24 protein-coding genes are annotated in these 24,340 nt (G+C 62.2%); 9 read left to right on the top strand and 15 right to left on the bottom strand.

Features of this window, described 5'->3' with window-relative positions; genetic code table 11:
• The first annotated feature begins 61 nt into the window (after window positions 1-61).
• Complete coding sequence (locus tag K1567_RS18535; RefSeq protein WP_034101193.1) at window positions 62-1,165, top strand: GlxA family transcriptional regulator; 1,104 nt, start codon at window positions 62-64, stop codon at window positions 1,163-1,165.
• A 95-nt stretch (window positions 1,166-1,260) separates the two neighbouring features.
• Here the strand turns inward: K1567_RS18535 and K1567_RS18540 are convergent, their stop codons facing one another.
• The 5 genes from K1567_RS18540 to K1567_RS18560 form a co-directional block, all read right to left on the bottom strand.
• On the bottom strand, window positions 1,261-1,524 hold the full coding sequence (locus tag K1567_RS18540) for a hypothetical protein (protein WP_034101191.1): 264 nt from the start codon (window positions 1,522-1,524) through the stop codon (window positions 1,261-1,263).
• A gap of 253 nt (window positions 1,525-1,777) precedes the next feature.
• Window positions 1,778-2,254, bottom strand: a complete 477-nt coding sequence (locus K1567_RS18545) for a thioesterase family protein (RefSeq protein ID WP_034101189.1) — start codon at window positions 2,252-2,254, stop codon at window positions 1,778-1,780.
• Window positions 2,255-2,267: 13 nt separating this feature from the next.
• Window positions 2,268-3,233 carry an L-carnitine dehydrogenase gene (locus K1567_RS18550; RefSeq protein WP_034101188.1) on the bottom strand — a complete coding sequence of 322 codons (966 nt, stop codon included), beginning with the start codon at window positions 3,231-3,233 and terminating at the stop codon, window positions 2,268-2,270.
• A 48-nt stretch (window positions 3,234-3,281) separates the two neighbouring features.
• Window positions 3,282-4,169, bottom strand: a complete 888-nt coding sequence (locus tag K1567_RS18555; protein WP_034101187.1) for a 3-keto-5-aminohexanoate cleavage protein — start codon at window positions 4,167-4,169, stop codon at window positions 3,282-3,284.
• 74 nt (window positions 4,170-4,243) lie between these two features.
• On the bottom strand, window positions 4,244-5,188 hold the full coding sequence (locus K1567_RS18560) for a choline ABC transporter substrate-binding protein (RefSeq protein ID WP_034101185.1): 945 nt from the start codon (window positions 5,186-5,188) through the stop codon (window positions 4,244-4,246).
• Window positions 5,189-5,381: 193 nt separating this feature from the next.
• On the opposite strand from K1567_RS18560, the gene K1567_RS18565 reads away from it, so the two are divergent.
• Together K1567_RS18565 and K1567_RS18570 are read left to right on the top strand one after the other, a co-directional pair.
• A complete protein-coding gene (locus K1567_RS18565) occupies window positions 5,382-6,326 on the top strand; it encodes a GlxA family transcriptional regulator (protein ID WP_220698750.1) in 945 nt (314 codons plus the stop codon).
• 67 nt (window positions 6,327-6,393) lie between these two features.
• Window positions 6,394-7,572, top strand: a complete 1,179-nt coding sequence (locus K1567_RS18570) for an AAA family ATPase (protein WP_034101183.1) — start codon at window positions 6,394-6,396, stop codon at window positions 7,570-7,572.
• Window positions 7,573-7,697: 125 nt separating this feature from the next.
• Here K1567_RS18570 and K1567_RS18575 read toward each other — a convergent pair whose 3' ends face one another.
• Window positions 7,698-8,114 (bottom strand): DUF3010 family protein, encoded by a 417-nt coding sequence (locus K1567_RS18575; protein WP_034101182.1) that lies wholly within the window; start codon window positions 8,112-8,114, stop codon window positions 7,698-7,700.
• 41 nt (window positions 8,115-8,155) lie between these two features.
• Window positions 8,156-8,557, bottom strand: a complete 402-nt coding sequence (locus K1567_RS18580; RefSeq protein ID WP_034115321.1) for a lysozyme inhibitor LprI family protein — start codon at window positions 8,555-8,557, stop codon at window positions 8,156-8,158.
• Window positions 8,558-8,776: 219 nt separating this feature from the next.
• On the opposite strand from K1567_RS18580, the gene K1567_RS18585 reads away from it, so the two are divergent.
• The 6 genes from K1567_RS18585 to K1567_RS18610 all read left to right on the top strand — a co-directional run bounded on the left by K1567_RS18585 (window position 8,777) and on the right by K1567_RS18610 (window position 16,541).
• Window positions 8,777-9,754 carry a dipeptidase gene (locus K1567_RS18585; RefSeq protein WP_015373138.1) on the top strand — a complete coding sequence of 326 codons (978 nt, stop codon included), beginning with the start codon at window positions 8,777-8,779 and terminating at the stop codon, window positions 9,752-9,754.
• Window positions 9,755-9,832: 78 nt separating this feature from the next.
• A complete protein-coding gene (locus tag K1567_RS18590; RefSeq protein WP_034101179.1) occupies window positions 9,833-10,363 on the top strand; it encodes a 4-vinyl reductase in 531 nt (176 codons plus the stop codon).
• Window positions 10,364-10,379: 16 nt separating this feature from the next.
• Window positions 10,380-12,440, top strand: coding sequence for a dimethylglycine demethylation protein DgcA (gene dgcA / locus K1567_RS18595; protein WP_220698751.1), 2,061 nt, complete (start codon window positions 10,380-10,382; stop codon window positions 12,438-12,440).
• Between the two features lie 156 nt (window positions 12,441-12,596).
• Entirely contained in the window at window positions 12,597-14,540 is a 1,944-nt protein-coding gene (gene dgcB, locus K1567_RS18600) for a dimethylglycine demethylation protein DgcB (protein ID WP_034115319.1), read from the top strand.
• A complete protein-coding gene (locus K1567_RS18605; protein WP_034101174.1) occupies window positions 14,540-15,760 on the top strand; it encodes an electron transfer flavoprotein subunit alpha/FixB family protein in 1,221 nt (406 codons plus the stop codon). The genes dgcB and K1567_RS18605 overlap by 1 nt, the downstream gene beginning before the upstream one ends.
• A gap of 10 nt (window positions 15,761-15,770) precedes the next feature.
• Window positions 15,771-16,541 (top strand): electron transfer flavoprotein subunit beta, encoded by a 771-nt coding sequence (locus K1567_RS18610; RefSeq protein WP_034139613.1) that lies wholly within the window; start codon window positions 15,771-15,773, stop codon window positions 16,539-16,541.
• A gap of 506 nt (window positions 16,542-17,047) precedes the next feature.
• On the opposite strand, the gene K1567_RS18615 is transcribed toward K1567_RS18610, so the two are convergent.
• From K1567_RS18615 to K1567_RS18645, 8 genes are all read right to left on the bottom strand, one after another.
• The gene (locus tag K1567_RS18615) at window positions 17,048-17,872 is read right to left on the bottom strand and encodes an IS3 family transposase (RefSeq protein ID WP_405045956.1); all 825 of its coding nucleotides are present in this window, start codon (window positions 17,870-17,872) and stop codon (window positions 17,048-17,050) included.
• An 8-nt stretch (window positions 17,873-17,880) separates the two neighbouring features.
• Window positions 17,881-18,183, bottom strand: coding sequence for a transposase (locus K1567_RS28050; protein WP_040267329.1), 303 nt, complete (start codon window positions 18,181-18,183; stop codon window positions 17,881-17,883).
• A gap of 295 nt (window positions 18,184-18,478) precedes the next feature.
• Complete coding sequence (locus K1567_RS18620; RefSeq protein ID WP_034139611.1) at window positions 18,479-20,395, bottom strand: secretin N-terminal domain-containing protein; 1,917 nt, start codon at window positions 20,393-20,395, stop codon at window positions 18,479-18,481.
• A gap of 18 nt (window positions 20,396-20,413) precedes the next feature.
• Window positions 20,414-20,905, bottom strand: a complete 492-nt coding sequence (locus K1567_RS18625; RefSeq protein WP_220698752.1) for a hypothetical protein — start codon at window positions 20,903-20,905, stop codon at window positions 20,414-20,416.
• A complete protein-coding gene (locus tag K1567_RS18630; RefSeq protein WP_034101169.1) occupies window positions 20,902-21,438 on the bottom strand; it encodes a hypothetical protein in 537 nt (178 codons plus the stop codon). The genes K1567_RS18625 and K1567_RS18630 overlap by 4 nt, the downstream gene beginning before the upstream one ends.
• A gap of 6 nt (window positions 21,439-21,444) precedes the next feature.
• The gene (locus K1567_RS18635; protein WP_034115314.1) at window positions 21,445-21,999 is read right to left on the bottom strand and encodes a hypothetical protein; all 555 of its coding nucleotides are present in this window, start codon (window positions 21,997-21,999) and stop codon (window positions 21,445-21,447) included.
• A complete protein-coding gene (locus K1567_RS18640; protein WP_310794502.1) occupies window positions 21,996-22,721 on the bottom strand; it encodes a hypothetical protein in 726 nt (241 codons plus the stop codon). Before K1567_RS18640 ends, K1567_RS18635 begins: the two co-directional genes overlap by 4 nt.
• Complete coding sequence (locus K1567_RS18645) at window positions 22,702-24,339, bottom strand: GspE/PulE family protein (RefSeq protein WP_220698753.1); 1,638 nt, start codon at window positions 24,337-24,339, stop codon at window positions 22,702-22,704. The genes K1567_RS18640 and K1567_RS18645 overlap by 20 nt, the downstream gene beginning before the upstream one ends.
• Between the last annotated feature and the right edge of the window lies 1 nt (window position 24,340).

Consider the following 24,340-nt stretch of genomic DNA (forward strand, 5'->3'; position numbering starts at 1 on the left):
GAGCGCCATAACAAGAGCCTCGCCTGAGGCCATCACCCGCTTTGTGTGAGGAGATACCGCGATGACGTCGTTCAACTCAGGGGCCCAACCCCAGAACCGTGCGCCTCAATCCATCGGCTTTTTGCTGCTGGACAATTTCACGCTGATTTCCCTGGCGTCCGCAGTGGAACCGCTGCGCATGGCCAACCAGCTGTCCGGCCGTGAGCTGTACCGCTGGACCACACTGAGCGTCGACGGCAATCAGGTCTGGGCCAGCGACGGCTTGCAAATCACCCCTGACGCGGCCATGCACAAAGCCCCGGTGCTGGACACCGTGATCGTGTGCGGCGGCGTGGGCATCCAGCGCACCGTTACCCGTGAACATGTTTCATGGCTGCAAAGCCAAGCGCGCCAGTCCCGTCGCCTCGGCGCGGTGTGCACCGGCAGTTGGGCGCTGGCGTGTGCCGGCCTGCTGGACGGTTTCGATTGCAGCGTACACTGGGAATGCCTGGCGTCGATGCAGGAAGCCTTCCCCCGCGTGTCCATGAGCACGCGCCTGTTTACCCTCGACCGCAACCGCTTCACCAGTTCCGGCGGCACCGCGCCGTTGGACATGATGCTGCACCTGATCAGCCGCGATCACGGCCGTGAACTGTCGGCGGCGATCTCCGAGATGTTCGTGTACGAACGCATCCGCAACGAACAAGACCACCAGCGCGTTCCGCTCAAGCACATGCTCGGCACCAACCAGCCGAAGCTGCAGGAAATCGTCGCGCTGATGGAAGCCAACCTGGAAGAACCCATCGACCTGGACGAACTGGCGGTCTACGTCGCCGTATCCCGGCGTCAACTGGAGCGGCTGTTCCAGAAGTACCTGCACTGTTCGCCGTCGCGTTACTACCTCAAGTTGCGTCTGATCCGTGCGCGGCAGTTGCTTAAGCAAACACCGATGTCGATCATCGAAGTAGCCTCGGTGTGCGGGTTCGTTTCCACGCCGCACTTCTCCAAGTGCTACCGCGAATACTTCGGCATCCCGCCACGGGATGAGCGCGTCGGCTCCAACACCACCCAGCAGGTGGCGATGATGCCGATTCCGCAGGCGCTGGTGTTGTCACCGTTGTCGGGGCCGATGTCGGCATTGAGCCAGGCGCGCAGTGAGTCGACGTTTGCCAGTGTTAGGCTCTAGACCGAGGCGTCTGTATCGGGGGCATGCCCCCTCCCACATTTTGATTTGTGAACACAGTCAAAGGTGGGAGGGGGCTTGCCCCCGATAGCCATCTGTCAGGCCCCGGAGTTCTGCTTGAACTGCATCAACGCCGGCAACAACTGCTTGTCGATAGCTTGACGCACCGCCGGCAAAATCGTCGCGCTGCCGCCGTACATCCGCTCGACCATGCCCTTGAGCGCCTTGGCCCGTGCTTCGCTCAAACCGCGTACCGCGCACTCACACGCCTGCTCGGCGCTGGCGCCGCTGGATACTTCGAAACCCAGCGAGCGCAACTGGCTCAGCAGGTCATCCTGGTCAATCAAATCCGCGTGCATCATGACGTTTATCCTGGTTAGGGGAGCGGGGATCTGCCTGGATTCTGGTAGCCCCCGGCGCCATCGGCAAGGGCGTGTGGCCCGGATGGCTTAGATGGCTATGAACAGGTCGTTTTCGGGCCACTTGCCGGCTGCACTAATCGGCACACTGGCCTCAGCAAGCAGCTTGAAGGTTTGGTCACCCTCGAAATGCATCGCTCTCACAAGGCCTCCTCTGCCCCGATCCTGTCACGGCTGGATCGGGGCTTTTTTTGCGCTATTTCTTCGGTGGTAAACCGATCACGCGTCCCAGCAGCGCCGGGGGCGGCAGGTCGGCTTGCTCGGTGCGGATCGCCGCGATTTTCTCCAGCGTCGCCTGGGTAAACGGCGCCGCGTGCGGCCCGGCCAGGTCGACGTGCAGCAGCATCTGTTCGTTGCCGGCCAGTGCCTGCTCATCCCCAACCCGATGCAGGCTGTGATACAGGTGCAGGCGCTTGGCGTCATGGGCGATCAGTTGGGTCTGCACTTGTACCTCGGCGCCGAGTTTCACTTCATGCAGGTAGTTCAGGTGCAACTCCAAAGTGAACAGCGAATGGCCGCTGGCTGCGCGGTTTTCACTGTCCAGGCCGAGGGTGTCCATCAACGCGTCGGTGGCGTAGCTGAAGATCAGCAGGTAGAACGCGTCGCGCAGGTGGCCGTTGTAGTCCACCCAATCGGGCTGGATCTGTGTGGTGTAGGTGGTCAGTGCGGGCATTGTCTGCATTCCATTATTCGGCGAAGGTCATGCCGTGCTTGGCTTTGGTGGTTTTCACCGCTTCGAGCACCGCCAGCAGGCAATCATCACGATAGCGCTCCAGCGCCGAAATGCTGTGGGTGCCCAGTTGAGCGCTGGTGCCATCGACCACGTCGTCGATCAACTTATCCGTCAGCTCCGGCGCCGGCAGGTAGGTCCACGGCAACTGCAACGCCGGGCCGAACTGGGCCATGAAGTGGCGCATGCCAGCATCGCCGCCGGCCAGGGTGTAGGTGAGGAAAGTGCCCATGAACGACCAGCGCAAACCAGCGCCAAAACGAATTGCGTCGTCGATTTCGCCAGTGGTTGCCACGCCGTCGTTCACCAGATGCAGCGCCTCGCGCCATAAGGCTTCCAGCAAGCGGTCGGCGATAAAACCGGGGACTTCCTTGCGCACATGCAAGGGGCGCATGCCGAGGGATTCATACACTGTGATCGCCGCCTGCACCGCTTCAGGCGCGGTGTGCTTGCCGCCGACCACTTCCACCAGCGGCAGCAGGTAGACCGGGTTGAAAGGGTGGCCGACCACGCAGCGTTCCGGGTGGGTCGAGCTCTCGTAGAACTCACTCGGCAACAGCCCTGAGGTGCTCGAACCAATCAGCGCATCGGGCTTGGCCGCCGCACTGATCTGGCTATGCAGTTGCAGTTTCAGCTCCAGGCGTTCCGGGGCGCTTTCCTGGATAAAATCAGCGTCTTTTACGCAGTCTTCGATGGTGGTCACAAAGCGCAAGCGGTCCTGGGACGCGCCGGGAGCCAGGCCATTTTTTTCCAGGGCTCCCCAGGCATTGGCCACGCGTTTGCGCAACGCAGCTTCGGCGCCGGGCGCTGGGTCCCAGGCCACCACATCCAGCCCATGGGCCAGGGCACGGGCCACCCAGCCGCTGCCGATAACGCCGCTGCCGAGGGCGGCGAAGGTTTTGATTTCAGTGATAAAGCGCATGGCAAATTCCTAAAGAGTTTGATGATCGCGTGTGGCAGGGGCGGTGGGTCAGCCGCGCTTGGTGAGGCCCATCTTGATGCGACCCTCCGCCGGGGTCATGACCCGCGCACCCAGGCGGCTGAGGATTTCGCCGGCGCGTTCGACCAGTTGGCCATTGGTGGCGAGCACGCCTTTGTCCAGCCACAGGTTGTCTTCCAAACCGACTCGCACGTTGCCGCCCAGCAACACCGCCTGTGCGGCCATCGGCATTTGCATGCGGCCGATGCCGAAGCCGGCCCACACTGCATTGGCCGGCAGGTTGTCGACCATGGCCTTCATGGTGGTGGTGTCGGCCGGCGCGCCCCAAGGGATGCCCAGGCACAGTTGGAACAGCGGGTCGTCAAGCAGGCCTTCTTTGATCATCTGCTTGGCGAACCACAGGTGGCCGGTGTCGAAAATTTCCAGCTCGGCCTTTACGCCCAGTTCCTGGATACGTTTGGCGCCGGCACGCAGTTGTGCCGGGGTGGACACGTAAATGGTGTCGCCATCGCCGAAGTTCAGGGTGCCGCAGTCCAGGGTGCAGATTTCCGGCAATAACTCTTCGACATGGGCCAGGCGCGTCAGCGGCCCGACCAGGTCGGTATTGGGGCCGAATTCCATCGGGTTTTCGCCGCTGCCGATCTCCAGGTCGCCGCCCATGCCGGCGGTAAGGTTGACGATGATGTCGATGTCAGCCTCGCGGATGCGCTCCATCACTTCGCGGTACAGGGCCACGTCGCGGCTGAATTTGCCGGTGTCGGGGTCGCGCACATGGCAGTGCACGACGGTAGCGCCGGCCTTGGCGGCTTCTACGGCGGCGGCCGCGATCTGTTTGGGGGTGACCGGCACGTGTGGGCTCTTGGCGGTCGTGTCGCCAGCACCGGTGAGTGCGCAGGTGATGATGACGTCGTGGTTCATGGGGCAGGTTCCTTACAGGCGTGGTGATGCCGTTCGCGGTCGGTAATGACCGCGAAACGGTGGTTCGAAAAAGCTTATTTGCTGGTGAGTTGCAGGTTGGCCGCTGCCGGTTTGCCGTCGAAGGTGGTCACACCTTCCAGCCAGCGCGCCTGGTCCTGCGGGTGGTCCTTGAGCCACTGCCGGGCCGATTCCAGGGCGTCTTTGTGGTCAAGCAACGGCTGCATCATGCGGCTCTCATCGGCAGCGGTGAAGGTCAGGTTGGTCAGCAGTTTGTGCACGTTGGGGCACTGTTCGGCGTAGTTTGGCGACGTCACTGTCCATACCGTGGCCATGCCTTCGTTCGGGCCCAGGGCGTCGTCACTGCCGGTGAGGTAGGTCATGGCAATGTTGACGTTCATCGGATGCGGCGCCCAGCCGAAGAACACCACGGCTTCTTTGCGGCGCACCGCGCGGTCGACGGCGGCGAGCATGCCGGCCTCGCTGGACTCCACCAACTGGAACTTGCCGAGGCCGAACTGGTTCTTGGCGATCATCGCCTTGATCTGGGTGTTGGCGCCGGAGCCGGGTTCGATGCCGTAGATCTTTCCGCCCAGTTCCTTCTCGAACTTGGCGATGTCGGCAAAGGTTTTCAGGCCTTTCTCGGCCAGGTAGCTCGGCACCGCGAGGGTGGCACGGGCGTCTTCCAGGCTGGGCTTGTCGAGGACTTTGACCTGCTTGGCGTCAACGAACGGGGTGATGGTCTGGGTCATCAACGGGTTCCAGTAGCCGAGGAACAGGTCCAGGCGCTGGTCGCGGATGCCGGCGAAGATGATTTGCTGGGAAGCGCTGGTTTGCTTGGTGGTGTAGCCGAGGCCATCGAGCAGCACTTGGGTCATGGCGCTGGTGGCGATCACATCGGTCCAGTTCACCACGCCCATACGCACGTTCTTGCAAGAGGCGGCATCGGCCGCGAGAACGCTGGTGCTCAAGATGGCGCTGGCGCTGAGTGCGAACACGCAGCGGCGGATCAGTCGGTTCATGGTGGAGCCCTCGGCAGGTCGTTGTTGTGGTTGCCGGTGTCTTTGTGCACCGTGACGCCACGTTACGCAGCTTGTAGGGCGACAAAACGCACGGCGGCGACCGACTCTTGCACTGCAGCGACCTGACCCCTTGAATCCACCTCTGAACGGGAGTATCACAGTGCCACGCTGGCCGTCCGATGAGAGCGCCACCATGTCCCAGGATGTCTACTTTTTGCTGATGCCGGGTTTCTCGGCGATGGGCTTTATCTCGGCCCTTGAGCCGCTACGGGTGGCCAACCGTTTTCGCGGCGAGCTGTACCGCTGGCATGTACTGAGCGCCGACGGCGGTGCGGTACTGGCGAGCAACGGCATGTCAGTCAACGCCGACGCCGCGTTGGAACCGCTGAAAAAGGGCACCACCCTGCTGGTGGTCGCCGGTTTCGAGCCTCTGCAGTTCGCCACACCCGCACTGGAACAGTGGCTGCGCCGTCTCGATCACGATGGCGTGACGCTGGGCGGTATCGACACCGGCGCTTGTGTGTTGGCCCAAGCCGGTCTGCTCGACGGCCATCGCGTGACCCTGCACTGGGAAGCCATCGACGCCTTCAAGGAGTCCTATCCGCACCTGGCGGTGACCCAGGAACTGTTCGAAATCGACCGCCGCCGCATCACCTGCGCCGGTGGCACCGCCTCCATCGACCTGATGCTCGACCTGATCGCCCAGGCCCACGGCGCCGACCTGGCGATTCAGGTGTCCGAACAGTTCGTGCTCGGCCGCATTCGCCCACGCAAAGACCACCAGCGCATGCAGATCGCCACGCGCTACGGCATCAACAATCAGAAACTGGTGCAAGTGATCGGCGAGATGGAACAGCACACCGAACCGCCCCTGAGCACCCTCGCCTTGGCTGAGGCGATCAAAGTCACCCGGCGCCAGTTGGAGCGCCTGTTCCGCCTGCATCTGAACGACACACCGAGCAATTTCTACCTGGGCCTGCGCCTGGAAAAAGCCCGGAAACTCCTGCGCCAAAGCGGTTTGAGCGTGCTGGAAGTGAGCATTGCCTGCGGGTTCGAATCGCCGTCGTATTTCACGCGTAGTTACCGCGCGCGGTTTGCCAAATGCCCCAGGGAGGATCGGCGACGGGAGCCGGCTTGACGGGCAATTATAGTTGATTATACTCACGGCTATAATTTATAGCCGTTTCAATAATTTGGTATAAGCCATGTCCAAGCTCAGCGGTTTTGTGTTCCGCCGTCCCGCGCTGGCCAGCAGCATTGCCGATGGCCTGGTTGGCGCCGGCCTTCAGGATTTCACCTCTGGCCTGTTCCTCGCCGCGCCACGTCGCACTGGTAAAAGTACGTTCTTGCGCGAAGACCTGATCCCAGAGTGCCAACTGCGCGGTTGGCTCACCGTGTATGTGGATCTGTGGGCCGACAAAGAAAAAGATCCCGCGGAGTTGATCGCCAGCGCCATTGCCGCCGCGCTTGCGCCCTACGAAAAGGGCATTCGCAAGCTGGCCAAGAACCTTGGCATCGAAAGGTTGAGTTTTCTGCGGACCCTGTCCTGGGACTTCAGCAAGCCGCAATTGCCGGTGGGCGCGACTTTGACCCAGGCATTGGAGTTGCTCCACCACGCGGCGGAAAAACCCGTCGTGCTGGTGATCGATGAAGCCCAGCATGCCTTGACCAGCGATTCAGGGATCAACGCCATGTTCGCGCTCAAGGCCGCCCGGGATCAGCTCAACCAAGGGCGTGACGAGGAGGGCAGCGGCCTGCATTTAGTCTTTACCGGTTCCAACCGCGACAAGCTGGCCTATCTGGTGTTGGGGAAAAGCCAGCCGTTTTTTGGCTCCAGCATCACGCCGTTTCCACTGCTGGGCAAAGCCTTCACCCAGGCCTACACCGCACACCTCAACGCGAACCTGGCCCCGACCAACCAATTCAACCCGGCCGATATCGATGAAGCCTTCGAGTTGGTCGGCCGCCGACCCGAGATGCTGCGTACGATCATCGGTGAAGTAGCGCTGGAGTTGGGTGAGGCCAGCAACTTGGGCCAGTTGCTGCACAGTCGCGCCGAACTGCTGCGCGCAGGTGTGTGGACCGAATTCGAAAGCGCCTGGAACGCCCTGACCATCCCGCAACGCGCCGTCTTGCAGGTGATGGTGGAACGCTCGCTGAACAACGAACCTTTCGCGCCGTTTACCGACAGCACCCTCACCGCAGTCAGCAAGGCGTTGGAGGACATGGGCAGTGACGTAGTGCCGGGCACCCAGACCATCCAGGCCTGCATCGATGCCCTGCGCGACAAGGAACTGGTGTGGAAATCGGGTCGGGGCGGGTATGCCCTGGAGGACAAGTCGTTCGGGGATTGGCTGCTGTACAAGCGCCATACCCCCCACTAAAAACAGCACACATCCAATGTGGGAGGGGGCTTGCCCCCGATGACGGACTGTCAGTTGATACCGCTTTGGCTGACCCACCGCTATCGGGGGCAAGCCCCCTCCCACATTGGATTTTTCGGCGGGGCTTATTTCTTCAGCAGTGCCGAGCACGCCGCCTTGAACGCCTCATGCTGATACTTGTTCAGCGTCGCCGGCAGTTCAAAGTTGTGTTTCTTGTTCTGCGCATTGATGGTCTGGGGCGACAGCAGCGTCACCTCCACACCGTCGAGCAACTGAAACACTCCCTCGATCTTGAACGTCGTCGGCCCACCGGCGAATTCACCTTTTTTGCTGCGTTTCTTGATGGCGATGCGGGTGATGGCATTGTCCTGCACAAACGCCTTCACCTGCGCGGCGAAGGCTTTGACATTCGCCGCCTCGTCGTCATCTTCCAGAGCGATTTTTTTGGTGGCCAGGGCGACATGGGTCAGCGCCTGGTTGTCGAGGGAAGCGACTGCGATGATGGCTTCGCTGCCTTTGATTTCGATGCCGCAGAGGGTCATGAATGGCCTTGGTCAGATTAAAAAGTGGCGGCGATTGTCGCTTATTCCTGCTCGATCGACTCCAAAAACTCCGACCGTTCATCACTCATCCGCGCCAGGCAGTCGTTCTGCGCAATCGCGTAGTCCTTGGTGCCGGGCTTGGCGGGGAAAGTGTCCACGGCGCAGTCGGCATCCCGCAGTTTTTCCCACTTCTGCTGGGCGTCCTTCAGACGAGCGGTAATGTCGGCCAGTTGGGTCTTGTTGCTGCCGTAGGTCGAACCCATGCGTTCGAGCAGGCTTTGGTAGTTGTCCTTGAGCAATTGCTCGGCGGTGGTCTTGTTATAGGTGGCGCATTCCAGGGTTTGTTTGTCGTTCTCGATACCGTCGCAGGGCGTGCTGTCGGTGTCTTCGGCTGCGTGGACGCCGGTTGCGATGAGTGCCAAAGCCAGGAAAATCGATTTCATTGCGCCGTCTCATATCAGTGGATGGCCGAATTCTGGCTCAAGCGTAAGACAAAGAACAGCCACCCGTCTGACGCGTCTGCATAGCCTTTGTCGCGGATTGACGCTTTCGGCAATTCCCCTGTCGTTTTTGCACCGGGTCCGTTCAGCCCCTGGGCATATGCTGGCCCCAAAGCGCCGGCAGACGATTCGGCGCATGAATCGCCAATAAGGGGACGCCTGATGAGCCCAGCCGAATTGCACGCCGACAGCATCGTTATCGACGGGCTGATTATTGCCAAGTGGAACCGCGACCTGTTCGAGGACATGCGCAAAGGTGGCCTCACTGCCGCCAACTGCACCGTGTCGGTGTGGGAAGGCTTCCAGGCCACGATCAATAACATCGTGGCCAGCCAGACCCTGATCCGTGAGAACAGCGACCTGGTGATCCCGGTAAAAACCACCGCCGATATCCGCAAAGCCAAAGAACAAGGCAAGACCGGCATCATCTTTGGCTTTCAGAACGCCCATGCGTTCGAAGACCAGCTCGGCTACGTGGAGATCTTCAAGCAGCTCGGCGTGGGCGTGGTGCAGATGTGCTACAACACCCAGAACCTGGTGGGCACCGGGTGCTACGAGCGCGATGGCGGGCTGTCGGGCTTCGGCCGTGAGATCGTCGGCGAGATGAACCGCGTCGGCATCATGTGCGACCTGTCCCACGTCGGCTCCAAGACCAGCGAAGAAGTCATCCTCGAATCGAAAAAGCCGGTGTGCTACTCCCACTGCCTGCCGTCTGGCCTGAAAGAGCACCCGCGCAACAAGTCCGATGAAGAATTGAAGTTCATCGCCGACCATGGCGGTTTCGTCGGCGTGACCATGTTCGCGCCGTTCCTGGCCAAGGGCATCGACTCGACCATCGACGACTACGCCGAAGCCATCGAATACACCATGAACATCGTCGGCGAAGACGCCATCGGCATCGGCACCGATTTCACCCAGGGCCATGGCCAGGATTTCTTTGAAATGCTGACCCACGACAAAGGCTACGCCCGCCGCCTGACCAGCTTCGGCAAGATCATTAACCCGCTGGGCATCCGCACCGTGGGCGAGTTCCCCAACCTCACCGAGACCCTGCTCAAGCGCGGCCACAGCGAGCGCGTGGTGCGCAAGATCATGGGCGAAAACTGGGTCAACGTCCTTAAAGACGTGTGGGGCGAATAAGCCGCCGCTCTCCTCATCCTTAACCCGTCGCCCTCCGCGCGACGGGCATCAACACGAATTTTCTGGAGTTAAGTTTCCATGGCCAAGATCGCCCCGCAATTGCCTATCGAAGTCGACAGCGAAACCGGTGTCTGGACCTCCGACGCCTTGCCGATGCTGTATGTGCCGCGCCATTTCTTCGTCAACAACCACATGGGCATCGAAGAAGTGCTGGGCGCCGAAGCCTATGCCGAGATCCTCTACAAAGCCGGCTACAAATCCGCCTGGCATTGGTGCGAAAAAGAAGCCGAATGCCATGGCCTGGAAGGCGTCGCGGTGTTCGAGCACTACATGAAGCGCCTGTCGCAACGCGGCTGGGGCCTGTTCAAGATCCAAGACATCGACCTCGACAAGGGCACCGCCAGCGTCAAGCTGGAACATTCGGCGTTCGTCTACGTGTACGGCAAGGTCGGGCGCAAGGTCGATTACATGTTCACCGGCTGGTTCGCCGGGGCCATGGATCAGATTCTGCAAGCGCGCGGCAGCAGCCTGCGCACCGTCGCCGAGCAAGTCTACGGCGGCTCCGAAGAAGGCCACGACGACGGCCTGTTCATCGTCAAGCCGTTGTAAGTCGAGGAACCCTGCCATGGCTTTCGAAGCAATGTTCGCGCCGATCCAGATCGGCAAACTGACCATCCGCAACCGCGTGCTCAGCACCGCCCACGCCGAGGTGTACGCCACCGACGGCGGTATGACCACCGACCGCTATGTGAAGTACTACGAAGAGAAAGCCAAGGGCGGCATCGGCCTGGCGATCTGCGGTGGCTCCTCGGTGGTGGCCATCGATAGTCCCCAGGAATGGTGGAGTTCGGTGAACCTGTCCACCGACCGCATCATCCCGCACTTCCAGAACCTGGCCGACGCCATGCACAAGCATGGCGCCAAGATCATGATCCAGATTACCCACATGGGCCGTCGCTCGCGTTGGGACGGCTTTAACTGGCCGACCCTGATGTCGCCGTCCGGTGTGCGCGAGCCGGTGCACCGTGCGACGTGCAAGACCATCGAGCCGGAAGAAATCTGGCGCGTGATCGGCAACTACGCCCAGGCCGCGCGCCGCGCCAAGGCCGGTGGCCTGGACGGTGTGGAACTGTCCGCCGTGCACCAGCACATGATCGACCAGTTCTGGAGCCCTCGGGTCAACAAACGTACCGACGAATGGGGCGGCAGCTTTGAAGGCCGCATGAAGTTCGGCCTGGAAGTGTTGAAAGCTGTGCGCGCCGAAGTGGGTGACGACTTCTGTGTGGGCATGCGCCTGTGTGGCGACGAGTTCCACCCGGACGGCTTGTCCCACGAAGACATGAAGCAGATCGCCAAGTACTACGACGACACTGGCATGCTGGATTTCATCGGCGTGGTGGGTTCGGGTTGCGACACCCACAACACCCTGGCCAACGTGATCCCCAACATGAGCTACCCGCCGGAGCCGTTTTTGCATTTGGCCGCCGGGATCAAGGAAGTGGTCAAGGTGCCGGTGCTGCACGCGCAGAACATCAAGGACCCCAACCAGGCCACGCGCATCCTCGAAGGCGGCTATGTGGACATGGTCGGCATGACCCGTGCGCACATCGCCGATCCGCACCTGATCGCCAAGATCAAGATGGGGCAGGTCGACCAGATCAAACAGTGCGTCGGCGCCAACTACTGCATCGACCGCCAGTACCAGGGCCTGGATGTGCTGTGCATCCAGAACGCCGCGACCTCCCGTGAATACATGGGCGTGCCGCACATCATCGAGAAATCCACCGGGTCGAAACGCAAGGTGGTGGTGGTCGGTGCCGGCCCGGCCGGGATGGAAGCGGCGCGTGTAGCCGCCGAACGTGGCCACGACGTAACCCTGTTGGAGAAAAAAGAGTTTATCGGCGGGCAGATCACCACGGCGTCCAAAGCCCCGCAGCGCGATCAGATCGCCGGTATCACCCGCTGGTACCAACTGGAGTTGGCGCGCCTGAAAGTCGACCTGCGCCTGGGCGTGGCCGCCGATGCCGACACCATCCTGGACCTGCGTCCAGACGTGGTAGTGCTGGCCGTCGGCGGTCATCCGTACATCGAGCAGAACGAACACTGGGGCGCCGCCGAAGGCTTGGTGGTCAGCAGTTGGGATGTGCTCGACGGCAAAGTCGCGCCGGGTAAGAACGTGCTGGTGTACGACACCATCTGCGAATTCACCGGTATGTCGGTGGCGGATTTCCTCGCGGACAAAGGCAGCCAGGTGGAGATCGTCACCGACGACATCAAGCCTGGCGTGGCCATCGGCGGTACGTCGTTCCCGACTTACTACCGCAGCATGTACCCCAAGGAAGTGATCATGACCGGCGACATGATGCTGGAAAAGGTCTACCGCGAGGGCGACAAGTTGGTGGCGGTGCTGGAGAACGAATACACCGGCGCCAAAGAGGAGCGGGTGGTCGATCAAGTGGTGGTGGAGAACGGCGTGCGTCCGGACGAAGCCATTTACTACGGGCTCAAGGAAGGTTCGCGCAACAAAGGCCAGATCGACGTGGAAGCCTTGTTCGCGATCAAACCGCAACCGTGCCTGAGCGAACCGGGCGAGGGCTACTTGCTGTTCCGCATCGGTGACTGTGTGGCGCAGCGTAATACCCACGCTGCCATCTACGACGCCCTGCGCTTGTGCAAAGACTTTTGATGAGGTGAACGCGGTCAAATGTGGGAGGGGGCTTGCCCCCGATAGCGGTGGTTCAGCGACAACTGTACCAACTGACAGTCCGCCATCGGGAGCAAGCCCCCTCCCACATTCGGGCCAGTTTCACAGTAGACCTGTGCGGTCTGTGGGAGCTTCACCATGTTGAACACCTTGCTGCCTATTCTCTTGTTTGCCGCCCTCGGCCTCGCCGTCCTCGGCGCCCTGCGCCGGGTAAACATGTGGCGCCGTGGCCGCGCGTCCAAGGTCGACCTGCTGGGCGGCCTGCTGGCCATGCCCAAGCGCTACATGGTCGATCTGCACCATGTGGTCGCCCGCGACAAATACATCGCCAACACCCACGTCGCCACGGCGCTGGGCTTTGTGTTGTCGGCGCTGCTGGCGATCCTGGTGCACGGCTTCGGCCTGCAGAACCGGATCCTCGGCTACGCCTTGCTGCTAGCGTCGGTGCTGATGTTTGTCGGCGCCACCTTCGTGTACCTGCGTCGGCGCAACCCGCCGTCGCGCCTGTCCAAAGGCCCGTGGATGCGCCTGCCGAAAAGCCTGATGGCGTTCTCGGTGAGTTTCTTCCTGGTGACCCTGCCGGTGGCGGGCATCCTGCCCGCGGACTTCGGCGGTTGGCTGCTGGCTGCGCTGCTCAGCGTGGGCGTGCTGTGGGGCGTGAGCGAGATGTTCTTCGGCATGACCTGGGGCGGCCCGATGAAACACGCCTTCGCCGGTGCCCTGCACCTGGCCTGGCACCGCCGCGCCGAGCGCTTCGGCGGCGGCCGTTCCACCGGGTTGAAACCGTTGGATTTGAGCGACAAAGCCGCGCCCCTGGGCGTGGAAAAGCCCAAGGACTTCACCTGGAACCAACTGCTCGGTTTCGACGCCTGCGTGCAGTGCGGTAAGTGTGAGGCCGCGTGCCCAGCGTTCGCCGCCGGCCAGCCGCTGAACCCGAAAAAGCTGATCCAGGACATGGTGGTCGGCCTGGCGGGCGGCACCGATGCCAAGTTCGCCGGCAGCCCGTATCCGGGCAAAGCCATTGGCGAGCACGGCGGCAATCCGCATCAGCCGATCGTCAACGGCCTGGTGGACGCCGAGACCCTATGGTCCTGCACCACCTGCCGCGCCTGCGTGGAAGAGTGCCCGATGATGATCGAGCATGTGGACGCCATCGTCGACATGCGCCGCCACCTCACCCTGGAAAAAGGCGCGACGCCGAACAAAGGCGCCGAAGTCCTGGAAAATTTGATCGCCACTGACAACCCCGGCGGCTTCGCTCCGGGCGGTCGCCTGAACTGGGCGGCGGACCTGAACCTGCCATTGCTCAGCGAAAAAGGCAGCACCGACGTGCTGTTCTGGGTCGGCGACGGCGCTTTCGACATGCGCAACCAACGTACCCTGCGTGCATTCGTCAAAGTGCTGAAAGCGGCCAAGGTCGACTTCGCCGTGCTGGGCCTCGAAGAACGCGACAGCGGCGACGTGGCGCGGCGCCTGGGCGATGAAGCGACCTTCCAACTGCTGGCCTCGCGCAATATCCAGACCCTGGCCAAGTACAGTTTCAAACGCATCGTCACCTGTGACCCCCACAGCTTCCATGTGCTGAAAAACGAGTACGGCGCCTTCAACGGCAACTACCGCGTGCAACACCACAGCACCTTCATGGCCGAGCTGATTGGCGAAGGAGCTCTGAACCTGGGCCAGCACAAAGGCGACAGCGTGACCTACCACGACCCGTGCTACCTGGGCCGTTACAACGGTGAGTACGAAGCGCCGCGCCAAGTGCTGCGGGCGTTGGGTATCGAGGTCAAGGAGATGCAGCGGTCCGGTTTCCGCTCACGGTGCTGCGGCGGCGGTGGCGGTGCGCCGATCACTGACATTCCCGGCAAGCAACGGATCCCGGATATGCGCATGGAAGACATCCGCGAAACCGGCGCCGAGTTGGTGGCCGTTGGCTGCCCGCAATGCACCGCGATGCTCGAAGGGGTGGTCGAACCGCGGCCATTGATCAAGGACATCGCCGAACTGGTGGCCGACGCCTTGCTTGAGGAGGCTCAACCGGCCAAGTCACCGACCAAGCGTGAACCTGCGGAGGTGCACTGATGAGCGACATAATCCGCCGCGACCCACGGGCCGAATGGATCGCCCGTAACCGCCTGCACCCGCTGCATGCGGCGATGCAGCCGGTGCAGCACAGCTGGATGGGGCCCAATGGCGTCATCCGCAAGAACGTGCATGGCATCGGTTTTATCGGCCCCAACGGCATCAAACGCATTGACCGCAGCGGCGCCCAGCAAGGTGGCGCCAGTAAACGTACCGCAGCCGCCGAAGTGCAATTGCCGCTGCATCAAGTCGCTGCGCCGGCGTTCTACATCAACGTGGTGCCGGACATGGTCGGTGGCCGCCTGAGTAGCCATGACCGCGACCTGCTTGGCCTGGCTCGGCAGCTGGCCGGCGACGACGGCGCGGTGTTGGCGGTGGTGTTTGGCGAACACAAGGAAAGTGCGTTTGCCACGGCCGGCGTTGATCGCCTGCTGGTGCTCGACGGCGCCGAGTTCGACGGCTATTCGCCGGAACAACGGGTGCAAGGTCTGCGGGCTGTGGATAACCAATTCAATCCACGCCACTGGCTGCTGCCTGACAGCCGCAGCGGTGGCGGCGAGCTGGGCCGGCGTTTTGCCGCCAGCCTCAAGGAGCGCCCGGCCACGCGGGTGTGGCAGATCAAAGACAACACCTGCACCGGCCGCGCCGGTGCGGGCCAAGAGGATTTGGCGCGGCCGCTGCCACGCCTGATTCTGGCCGCCGCCGAATGTGCCGACCCGGTCAGCGAAACCCGCCATGAAGTGTTGCCCGTGGAGTTATCCACAACCCTGGCGCGCAGCTTGCCGCGTATCGAGGATCTCGGCGCGGTGGCGGTGGACCCGGCGGCCATTCCCATGGCCGAAGCGGAATTTATTTTCTCCGGCGGCAACGGCGTGAAGGACTGGGCCCTGTTTCACCAGACAGCCGCCGCACTGGGCGCCACCGAAGGCGCCTCGCGGGTGGCGGTGGACGATGGCTTTATGGCGCGTGATCGCCAGGTCGGCGCCAGCGGCACCTGGGTCACCGCGCGGGTATATGTGGCCGTGGGGATTTCCGGGGCGATCCAACACCTGCAAGGCATCGGTGCCTGCGACAAGGTGGTGGCGATCAACCTCGACCCGGGTTGCGACATGATCAAGCGGGCCGACCTGTCGGTGATCGGCGAAAGCGCCGCGATACTGCACGCCTTGATCGATGCGGTCGAGGCCTACCGCAACGGCGCCAAGCGCGACGCGGCTTGAGGATATGAGCATGAGCACGAATGTAATCAGCCTGGTGTCCATCGGCGCCCACCCGACTTCCGGTCGCCCGCGCCGCGCCGAGCAGGACGCCCGCGCGGTCGAGCTGGGTTTGCAGCTGGCTGGGGATAAGTTGCAGGTGCTGCATGCCGGCAACATCGCCGAGCCGACCCTGCGCAGCTATCTGGGCATGGGTTTGCCGCAACTGCATGTGCTGGAGCAACCGGCCACCGCCGACGCACTGCCGGTACTCAGCGAGTACCTGCGTGATGCCGGAGCCCAGGTGGTGCTTACCGGCAGCCAGGCGGAAACCGGCGAAGGCTCGGGAATGCTGCCGTTTTTGCTCGCCGAGCAATTGGGCTGGCCGCTGATTGTGGGGCTGGCACAGGTGGAGTCCATCGACGGCGGCGTGGCCCATGTGCTGCAAGCTTTGCCACGGGGCCAGCGGCGGCGCTTGAAGGTGCGCCTGCCGTTTCTGGCCACGGTGGACAATGCCGCGCCCAAACCACGACAGAGCGCCTATGGCCCGGGCCAGCGCGGGGAACTGGCGGCCCATGAGGTCGAGGTCGAAGACGATGCGCTGTTGATGGGTGCCACCCTGCAACCGGCCAAGCCCCGACCCAAGCGGCTCAAGGTGATCAAGGCCAAGAGCGGCGCCGACCGCATGAAAGCGGCCACGGCCAAGGCCAGTGGCGGCGGTGGGCAGGTACTCAAAGGCGTCAGCGCTGAAGAAGGCGCCCAAGCCATCCTCAAGTTGCTGATCGAGGAAGGCGTCGTACGCTGACCCACCCGTACTGCAAAACCAATGTGGAAGGGGGGCTTGCCCCCGATTGCCGTGTGTCAGCCTGAGTATTTTTAACTGAACCACCGCTATCGGGAGCAAGCCCCCTCCCACAGTTTGATCTTCTTCAAGGTCTGAGATTAAAGGGCGGCTGGCTCGGGCTTCGGCACCAGATCCGGTAACCCGGCCCAAGCGGCTCAAGGTGATCAATGTGGGAGGGGGCTTGCCCCCGATTGCCGTGTGTCAGGCTCAGTATTTTTAACTGAATCACCGCTATCGGGGGCAAGCCCCCTCCCACAGTTTGATTTTCTTCAAGTCCTGAGATTAAGGGGCGGCGGGCTCGGGATTCGGCGCCAGGTCCGGTAACCCCGGCCCAAGCGGCTCAAGGTGATCAGTGTGGGAGGGGGCTTGCCCCCGATTGCCGTGTGTCAGCCTGAGTATTTTTAACTGAACCACCGCTATCGGGGGCAAGCTGAACTGGTCAAGTATTCTTGGACACCATTTAAGGTTCATGCCGCCAGTCTCTCCCTGACGACCGGCGACCGGTAATCGTTGTAACTGTGGGGCCTGGTGATGTTGTAGCGCGAGACATAACGCTGCACGTCTGCTCGGGCCTCATGTTCTGATGCGTAACCCGTCTCGGGCACCCACTCTGATTTCAAACTTCCAAAGAAACGCTCCATCGGAGCGTTATCCCAGCATTCACCTTTACGGCTCATGCTTTGCCGCAGGCCATGCGCCAGCAGCTCATTCCTGAACTTATGACTGGTGTACTGACAGCCTTGGTCTGAATGAAACAGCACCTCTTTAGGACGACCTCTGAGCTCAACCGCCATCCGCAAAGCCTCGCAGGTCAGCGTGGCATCGGAAATCATCGAAAACGACCAGCCCACGATCCGACGGGCGAACAAATCCAGAATCGCAGCGAAATACAGCCACCGCTTGCCGACCTTGATGTACGTCACGTCGCCACACCACACCTGATTGACCGCCGTGACATCAAACTCACGCTTGAGCACGTGCGGTGCCACCAAAGCTTCTACGCCGGACGATTTGTACTTATGGCGTCGGCGCTGGCGGCTGGCGATCCCCGCTTCGCGCATCAAACTGCGAGCCAAGTACCGGCCGATGCGATGCCCTTTCTCTTGCAGCTCCTTCGCCAAAGTCCTCGCTCCCGCAGAAGCTCGCGATGCCTTGTGATGCTTGACCAGCGCGGCTTTAAGCTGCTCTCGCTGAGGGTTAGCCTTACCTTGGCGCTGACGCCAAGCGTAAAAGCTGCTGCGGTTGACGCCGAACGCCCGGCAACACCGATTAACGCCGTACTGCTCGTCCAACTCATCGATCAGCGTGAATGATCTTTGGCGTCCAAAAGCAGGAGAGCACTGGCCTTTTTTAGGATTTCGATGTCCAGGTCTTTCTCCCTGAGCAGGGCTTTGAGCCTCTGAATTTCTCGCTGGTCGGCGGTAATCGCCTTGGCGCCTACCGGCGTCGAGCCCAAACGCTCTTTGCGTACCTGATCGACCCAACGACGCAAGGCGGTAGGGCCTATATCCAAACTGGCACACACCTCGGTAACCGGCTGGCCTTCGTCCAGCACCATGCTGGCAGCCTTGAGCTTGAACTCACTCGAATAAGATTTACGCATATCCAAACACCTCAGATTTGGGCGCCATCATAGCGCCCGATTGAAGTGTCCAAAATCATTAGGCCAGTTCAAGCCCCCTCCCACAGTTTGTTCTTCTTCAAGGTCTGAGATTAAAGGGCGGCTGGCTCGGGATTCGGCGCCAGATCCGGTAACCCCGGCCCAAGCGGCTCAAGGTGATCAATGTGGGAGGGGGCTTGCCCCCGATTGCTGTGTGTCAGCCTGAGTATTTTTAACTGAACCACCGCTATCGGGGGCAAGCTCCAGCCCACAGTTTGATCTTCTTCAAGTTGTGAGATTAAGGGGCGGCTGGCTCGGGCTTCGGCACCAGATCCGGTAACGGCGGCGGCAAGGGCTGCCAGTTGGCGTCCGGTTGCTGCATCGGTGGCGGCAGCGCGGGCGTCGGGTCGCCTCCGGTGGGTTTGAGGATCATCTTTTCCGTGGTGTCGCGCAGGATCATGCCCTGCGTCGAACTGCGCGCTTCGGTGCCGCTGTGAAAGGTGCTGATCTGGGAAATCGGCAAGTCCAGGTTGCGTTCGATCCGGGGCGTCAGCAGCAGGATGATTTCGGTTTTCTGTTGGGTATTCACATTGGTGCCGAACAGTTTTTTGCCGATCCACGGGATTTTGCTCAACCAGGGCAGGCCAGAACCCTCGTCGACGTCGGCAGTGCGGATCAGGCCTGAAACCACCTGGGTCTCATTGTTGCGGGCGGTGAGCAGGGTTTTGGTGGCGCGCGAGCCCAGTTCAAAGGTGGCCGGTACGTTGTCCGAGCTGGGGATGCGCTTGGTGATATGGCTCATCTCCACGTTCAGTTCCAGGTTCACTTCATCGCTCAGGCTGATGATCGGCTTGACGGTGATCTGCAACCCCACATCCTGGTAAGACACCGACGAGGTGGTGATCTGGTTGGCCGTGGTAGTGGTCACCACCGGGATTTTATCGCCGATGTTCACCTGCGCTTCTTCACGGTTGCGCACCCGTACCCTGGGGTTGGCCAGGGTCACCGTATTGCCGCTGCGTTGCAGCATATTGATCCGCGCCTCGGTGCTGTTGGCATCCAGCAGAATATTGTCGCCGTTGATGCCGCGCAGGGCGCTGATCGGGATGCCCGCCAGCCCGGCCGGCACGTTGCTCAGGTTGCCAACGGACACGCCGATGCTGCCGGGGTACTGGATACCCAGGTTCAGTTCGTCGCTGAGGCTGACTTCCAGCACCTGGATATCGATGGTCACTTCCGACTGCGCGATATCGATGGCCTCCACCAGTTTTTCCACGGCACTCAGGGTGTCCAGACCATCGCGCACCAGCACGGCGTTGAGGCGCTCGTCCACCAGCACTTCCTTGGGCTTGAGCACTTGCTTGATCTCAGCGGCCACGACCTTGGCATCGCCATGGCTGAGGTAGAAGGTGCGCACCGCCAGCTCGCGGTATTCACGTTCTTTGTCCGGGCGCTTTGGGTAAATCAGCACGGTGTTGTTGTTGAGGATTTTCTTGTCCAGGCCCTGGGTGGTTAGCAACAGGTTCAGCGCGTCTTCGGCGGTGGTGCGGCTGGCGGTCATGCTGGCCGACGCGCTGGGGTTGACGTCTTTGTCGATGACGAAATTGACCCCCGATAACCGTGCGATGGTCTCGAAAATCGTGGTCAGGCTCTGGGAACTGAACTCCAGGCTCAAAGGTTTGCGCATGGCCTCGGAGAGGTCGGCGCTGAGGTGGTCGGCACTCACCAGTTCGCGGGTCAAGGCGTTGCGCAGGTCCAGGGCCTCTCGGTAGTTGGGCTTTTGCGCGATGATCTGGCGCACCAGGTTAAGCGCTTCCACCGGGTTGGAGCGTTTCATCTCATAGGCCCGCGCCAGTTGCGGGCGCAGTTGTTTCATCGCCTGGATGCTCTGGATTTGCTGGCGTGCGCCCAGGTTGCTGGGGTCGTACTTGAGGATGGTCTCCAGGGCGCGGATAGCGGCGGTGTCATCGCCACGCACCATGGCGGCGTTGGCTTCACGGCTGTACTGGGCCACCAGCAACTCCAGCTTGCTGAACTGCGCGGTGCGCAGCTGTATATCGTCGGGGTCTTCCTTGGCCTCGGCTTGCAGCACCTCGACCGAACGCACGATATCGCCCTGTTGGCGCAACTCATCGCTTTGCTTGATCGCCCGCTGGGTTTCACACGCACTCACTGCGCACAGCGCCAGGCCCAAGGGAATCCATCTAAGCCGCATGATCGTGCCCCTCCCGGGTCAGTGCTTGTCCAGGCGCAGGGTGCTGACATGCTTCAACGGCATGTAAGTCAGCACCACGGCGGTGTCGGTGAGTTTGTCCAAGCGGTAATGGGCGTCCAGCATCTTGCCGGGCACGATGCGCCCCGGCACCGAGCAGCGGTTGCATAAGGTGTATTGAGCGCCGTTGCCGCTGAGCACGACGATTTTCGCCTGGTTCTCGTAGCGCCATTGCGCGCTGACCTTGAAGGGCAGCGTTGGCGGCCTGCGCGGTGCGTTGTCCACCGGCGGGGGCGGCGGCGGTGGGGTCCAGGTCTGTATGGGAAACAGGTCGACGATCGTCTCCGCGGGTTCGGCGGTGGGTGTGGGCACCGCCGGTTCGCTCGGCGCTGGCTTGGTGGTGACGGGGGCCGGTGCGCTGTCGAGGGGCTCGGGCTGGTCTTGCCAGAACAGCCAGCCGCAACCGATCAACGTCAGCACCAGCAGGATGCGCAGGTACAACGGAAGTTTCATTCCACCACCCCCAGCACGCTGATTTTGAGGTCGATGGTGAGCAGGCCGCTGGTGATTTCCTTGCGCTCCAGGGTGAGGTTTTCGATGCGTACCGCCGGCTCTTTGGCGATGTCGGTCAAGGCCTCACGCAGTAGGAAGTAAGGGCCGGATAGGGGAATCTGCGCATCCAGACGTTGCAGCCCGGTCTCCCCCGGCGTGGAGTAGGCCAGAGTGGTTTGCTCAATGATGAAACCGCGTTGGCTCAGCAGGCCCAGCAGTTTTTCCAGGCGCGGGGCAAAGTCGCGTGCGGTGGGCAGCGCTTCGACCACTGCCGGTTCCGTCACTTGAACGTCCTGGGGCTGCTCGTCGATACCCGCTTGCAGCGCCTGGCGTCGCTGGCTGTCGGCGCTGCTGGCCGGTTGAATCAGCACGACTTCGATCAACAGCACCGCCGCCATTACGCCCACGGCCAACAGGCCCCAGAAGCCCAGGCGCTGGCGCCACTGCATCAGGTGCCAGCGCAGGCGCGGCAGGTGGCGAACGAGGGTGTCCATGGCCGGCTACCCTGCGCCAACGGTGAGTTTGACCTGCACTGGATGCTGCGGGTCGTTGCTCTTCAGTGCGCTTTGTTGCAGGTTCACTTGCACCCCAGGCTGGGCCTGGAGCCGGTCCACGAAGCGAAAGGCATCGCCCAGTTGTTTCACCTCCAGATCCAGGTGCAGCACTTGAGCCTGGGTGTTGACCTCTACGCGGGTCAGGGCGATCTCCTTGGACCAGGCCTGGGCCACGCCATCCATCAAGGCAAACGGTGTGGCCTTTTGCTGGGCGAAGCTCGCCAGTTGTTGTCTTTGCTGGGGCGACAAGCGGATGGCCGCCTGAATCAACTGCTCCTGACGGCGGGTCAGTTGGATAAATTGCTGCTCCAGCACATCGGTCTGTTGCTGCTGGTGCACCATGCGTTGCCAGTGATGCCAAGTGCTCACCAGTAACAGGCTCGTCATCAACCACAGCGCGGCCACCAGGGCGCGGTGGGTGGGGGCGGGGCGCTGGAAATCGACACGCGGTGCGCTGGGCGCGCGCAACTGTTGCCAGACACCGGCGAGCCTGGCTTTCATGATGGCGCCTCCTCCAGCCACGGGTGCACGGGCCCCAAGCGATGCTCCGCCGGCGCGTTGCTGACCACGAGCGTGGCCGGGGCATGCCGCTCGACCAGCAGGTCGGCGGTAAACAAGTTGTCGCTCAAGGTGCTGCCGGGTTGGGTGGGGATCACGCATACCTGATCGATGATGCCCAAGTGTCGATACAGGCAACTGAGGCTGCCGGCCTCGGGCACGGCCACCACGCAATCGTCAGGCAGGTGCCGCCAGTACTGTTGGGCGACCGCCGTCAGCACGGGGGTGCAGGTCACCAGCGGCAAGCGGTTGAGCTTGAACAGTTCGCGCAGGTCCAGCAGTAATTCTCGTGGTGTGGCGACCGCCAGGCGCGGTTGACCGAACGGGCTATCGGCGACCTGCACTTGCCAGTGCTCGGCATCGATATTGGCCTGCTGGCTGAACATCCCCTCGGCGAAACCTCGCCAGTCCTGGGCGCTGTACACCTCGGGTTGCCACGGCAGTAGCAGGTAATGCACATGGGGATAACCCAGCAGCACCGTGGCCCGGTCAAGGAACTTCACGCGTCCGCGCGGCGCCTGCTCCAACAGTTCGGCGCAGGCGGCCAGCGGGGTACCTTTGCATTGCGCGTGCCAGACAGGTGCGCCACGCCAGCGCGCGCGTGCGGCCCACTCGGCAGCGTCGCGATGCAGCCAGACCACGTGCTCAATAAAGGGAAATGACACGGTGGATCTCCTTGAGCGTGGTGTCGCCCTGGGCGGCGTGGGCCAGGGCAATGTCGCGAATAAACACATGGCCGGCTCCACGGGCCAGCTCCCGCAGAGTGGACGCTGAGCTGCGCGCCAGCAGACCCTCCTTGATGGTGTCGTTCATGCTCAGAACCTCCGCCAGGGCCAGCCGGCCGCGATAACCCGTGTGGCGGCAAGCGTCGCAGCCCTTGCCCACGCGGTAGTGACCTTGTTTCAACTGGGCCTCGGGCAACTGGGCGAGGCGGGCAATGTCCGGGTCGGGTTCGGCCTCCACCGCGCAATCTGCGCAGATGCGCCGCACCAGGCGTTGGGCGACCACGCCGTTGAGGGCTTCGACGAAACTCGCCGGGTCCACATCCATATAGGTGAAACGTTCGAGTACGCTGAATGCGCTATTGGCGTGTACCGACGACATCACCAAGTGCCCGGTCAGCGCCGCCTGCACTGCGATGCCCGCGGTTTCACCGTCGCGGATTTCGCCCACCAGGATCGTGTCCGGGTCGTGGCGCAGGATCGAGCGCAGGCCACGGGCAAAGGTCAGGCCCTTCTTGTCGTTGACCGGAATTTGCAGCACGCCGGGCAGTTCGTATTCCACCGGGTCCTCGATGGTGATGATTTTTTTCTCGCCGGTGTTGGTCTCCGACAACGCGGCATACAGGGTTGTGGATTTGCCGCTGCCGGTGGGGCCGGTGACCAGCAGCATGCCGTAGGGCTCGCTGGCCAGGGCGCGGATGCGGGCGATGGTGTCGGCGGCCAGGCCCAGGGCCTCCAGGCTCAGGGATTCGCCGCGCTGGGATTTGTCGAGGATGCGCAGCACCGCGTCTTCGCCGTGGATGCTGGGCATGATCGACACGCGAAAATCCACTTCGCGCCCCTGGATCTTCATCTTGAAACGCCCGTCCTGGGGCACGCGTCGCTCACCGATATCCAGCTCCGACAACACCTTGATCCGCGACAGCGCCTGCTCGGCCATGTCCATGCCGCTGGCCTGGCCCATCTGCTGCAACACGCCGTCGATGCGGTACTTGATCACCAATCCACCGGGAGTGGTTTCCACATGGATGTCACTGGCGCGGCTTTGTAGCGCATCGAACAGCATGGAGTTGACCAGGCGCACCACCAGATTGTCGTCGCGGGCGATGCTGCTCAAGGAGATTTCCTGGGCGGCCTGGCCGATCGGTGCGTCAGGGTCATCTTCGCCGAAGGGTTGCATCACCCGCTGGCTGGCTTCGGCTTTGGTCAACTGGGCGTTGACCGCACCGGGCAGGCTCATGGCCAGAGGCAGTTGGCGCAGGGTACTGGAAGACTGCAACCAGTGTCGGCTGGCCAGGGTAAAGGGGTCGCCCAGCACCAGGCAGGGTTGGCCCAGGTGATCCAGGGGCAGCACGTTATGCAGCAGGGCCTGGGGCAGGGGCAACAGGTCGAAACGCCAGTCTTCGCCCAGCTGCTCAGGCCCGATGGCGAGCAGCCCCAACGGCTCGGCGACTGTGTGCAGTTGGTCAGGGGCGGTGGTCAGCAATTCGGTCAGGTATGCCGCCAATGTGATGCCCCGTTGGCTCGCCAAGGCCTGCCACTTGTGCGTGTTCTCGTTCATT

Source organism: Pseudomonas sp. S5F11 (assembly GCF_019641515.1).
Classification (GTDB): domain Bacteria; phylum Pseudomonadota; class Gammaproteobacteria; order Pseudomonadales; family Pseudomonadaceae; genus Aquipseudomonas; species Aquipseudomonas rhodesiae.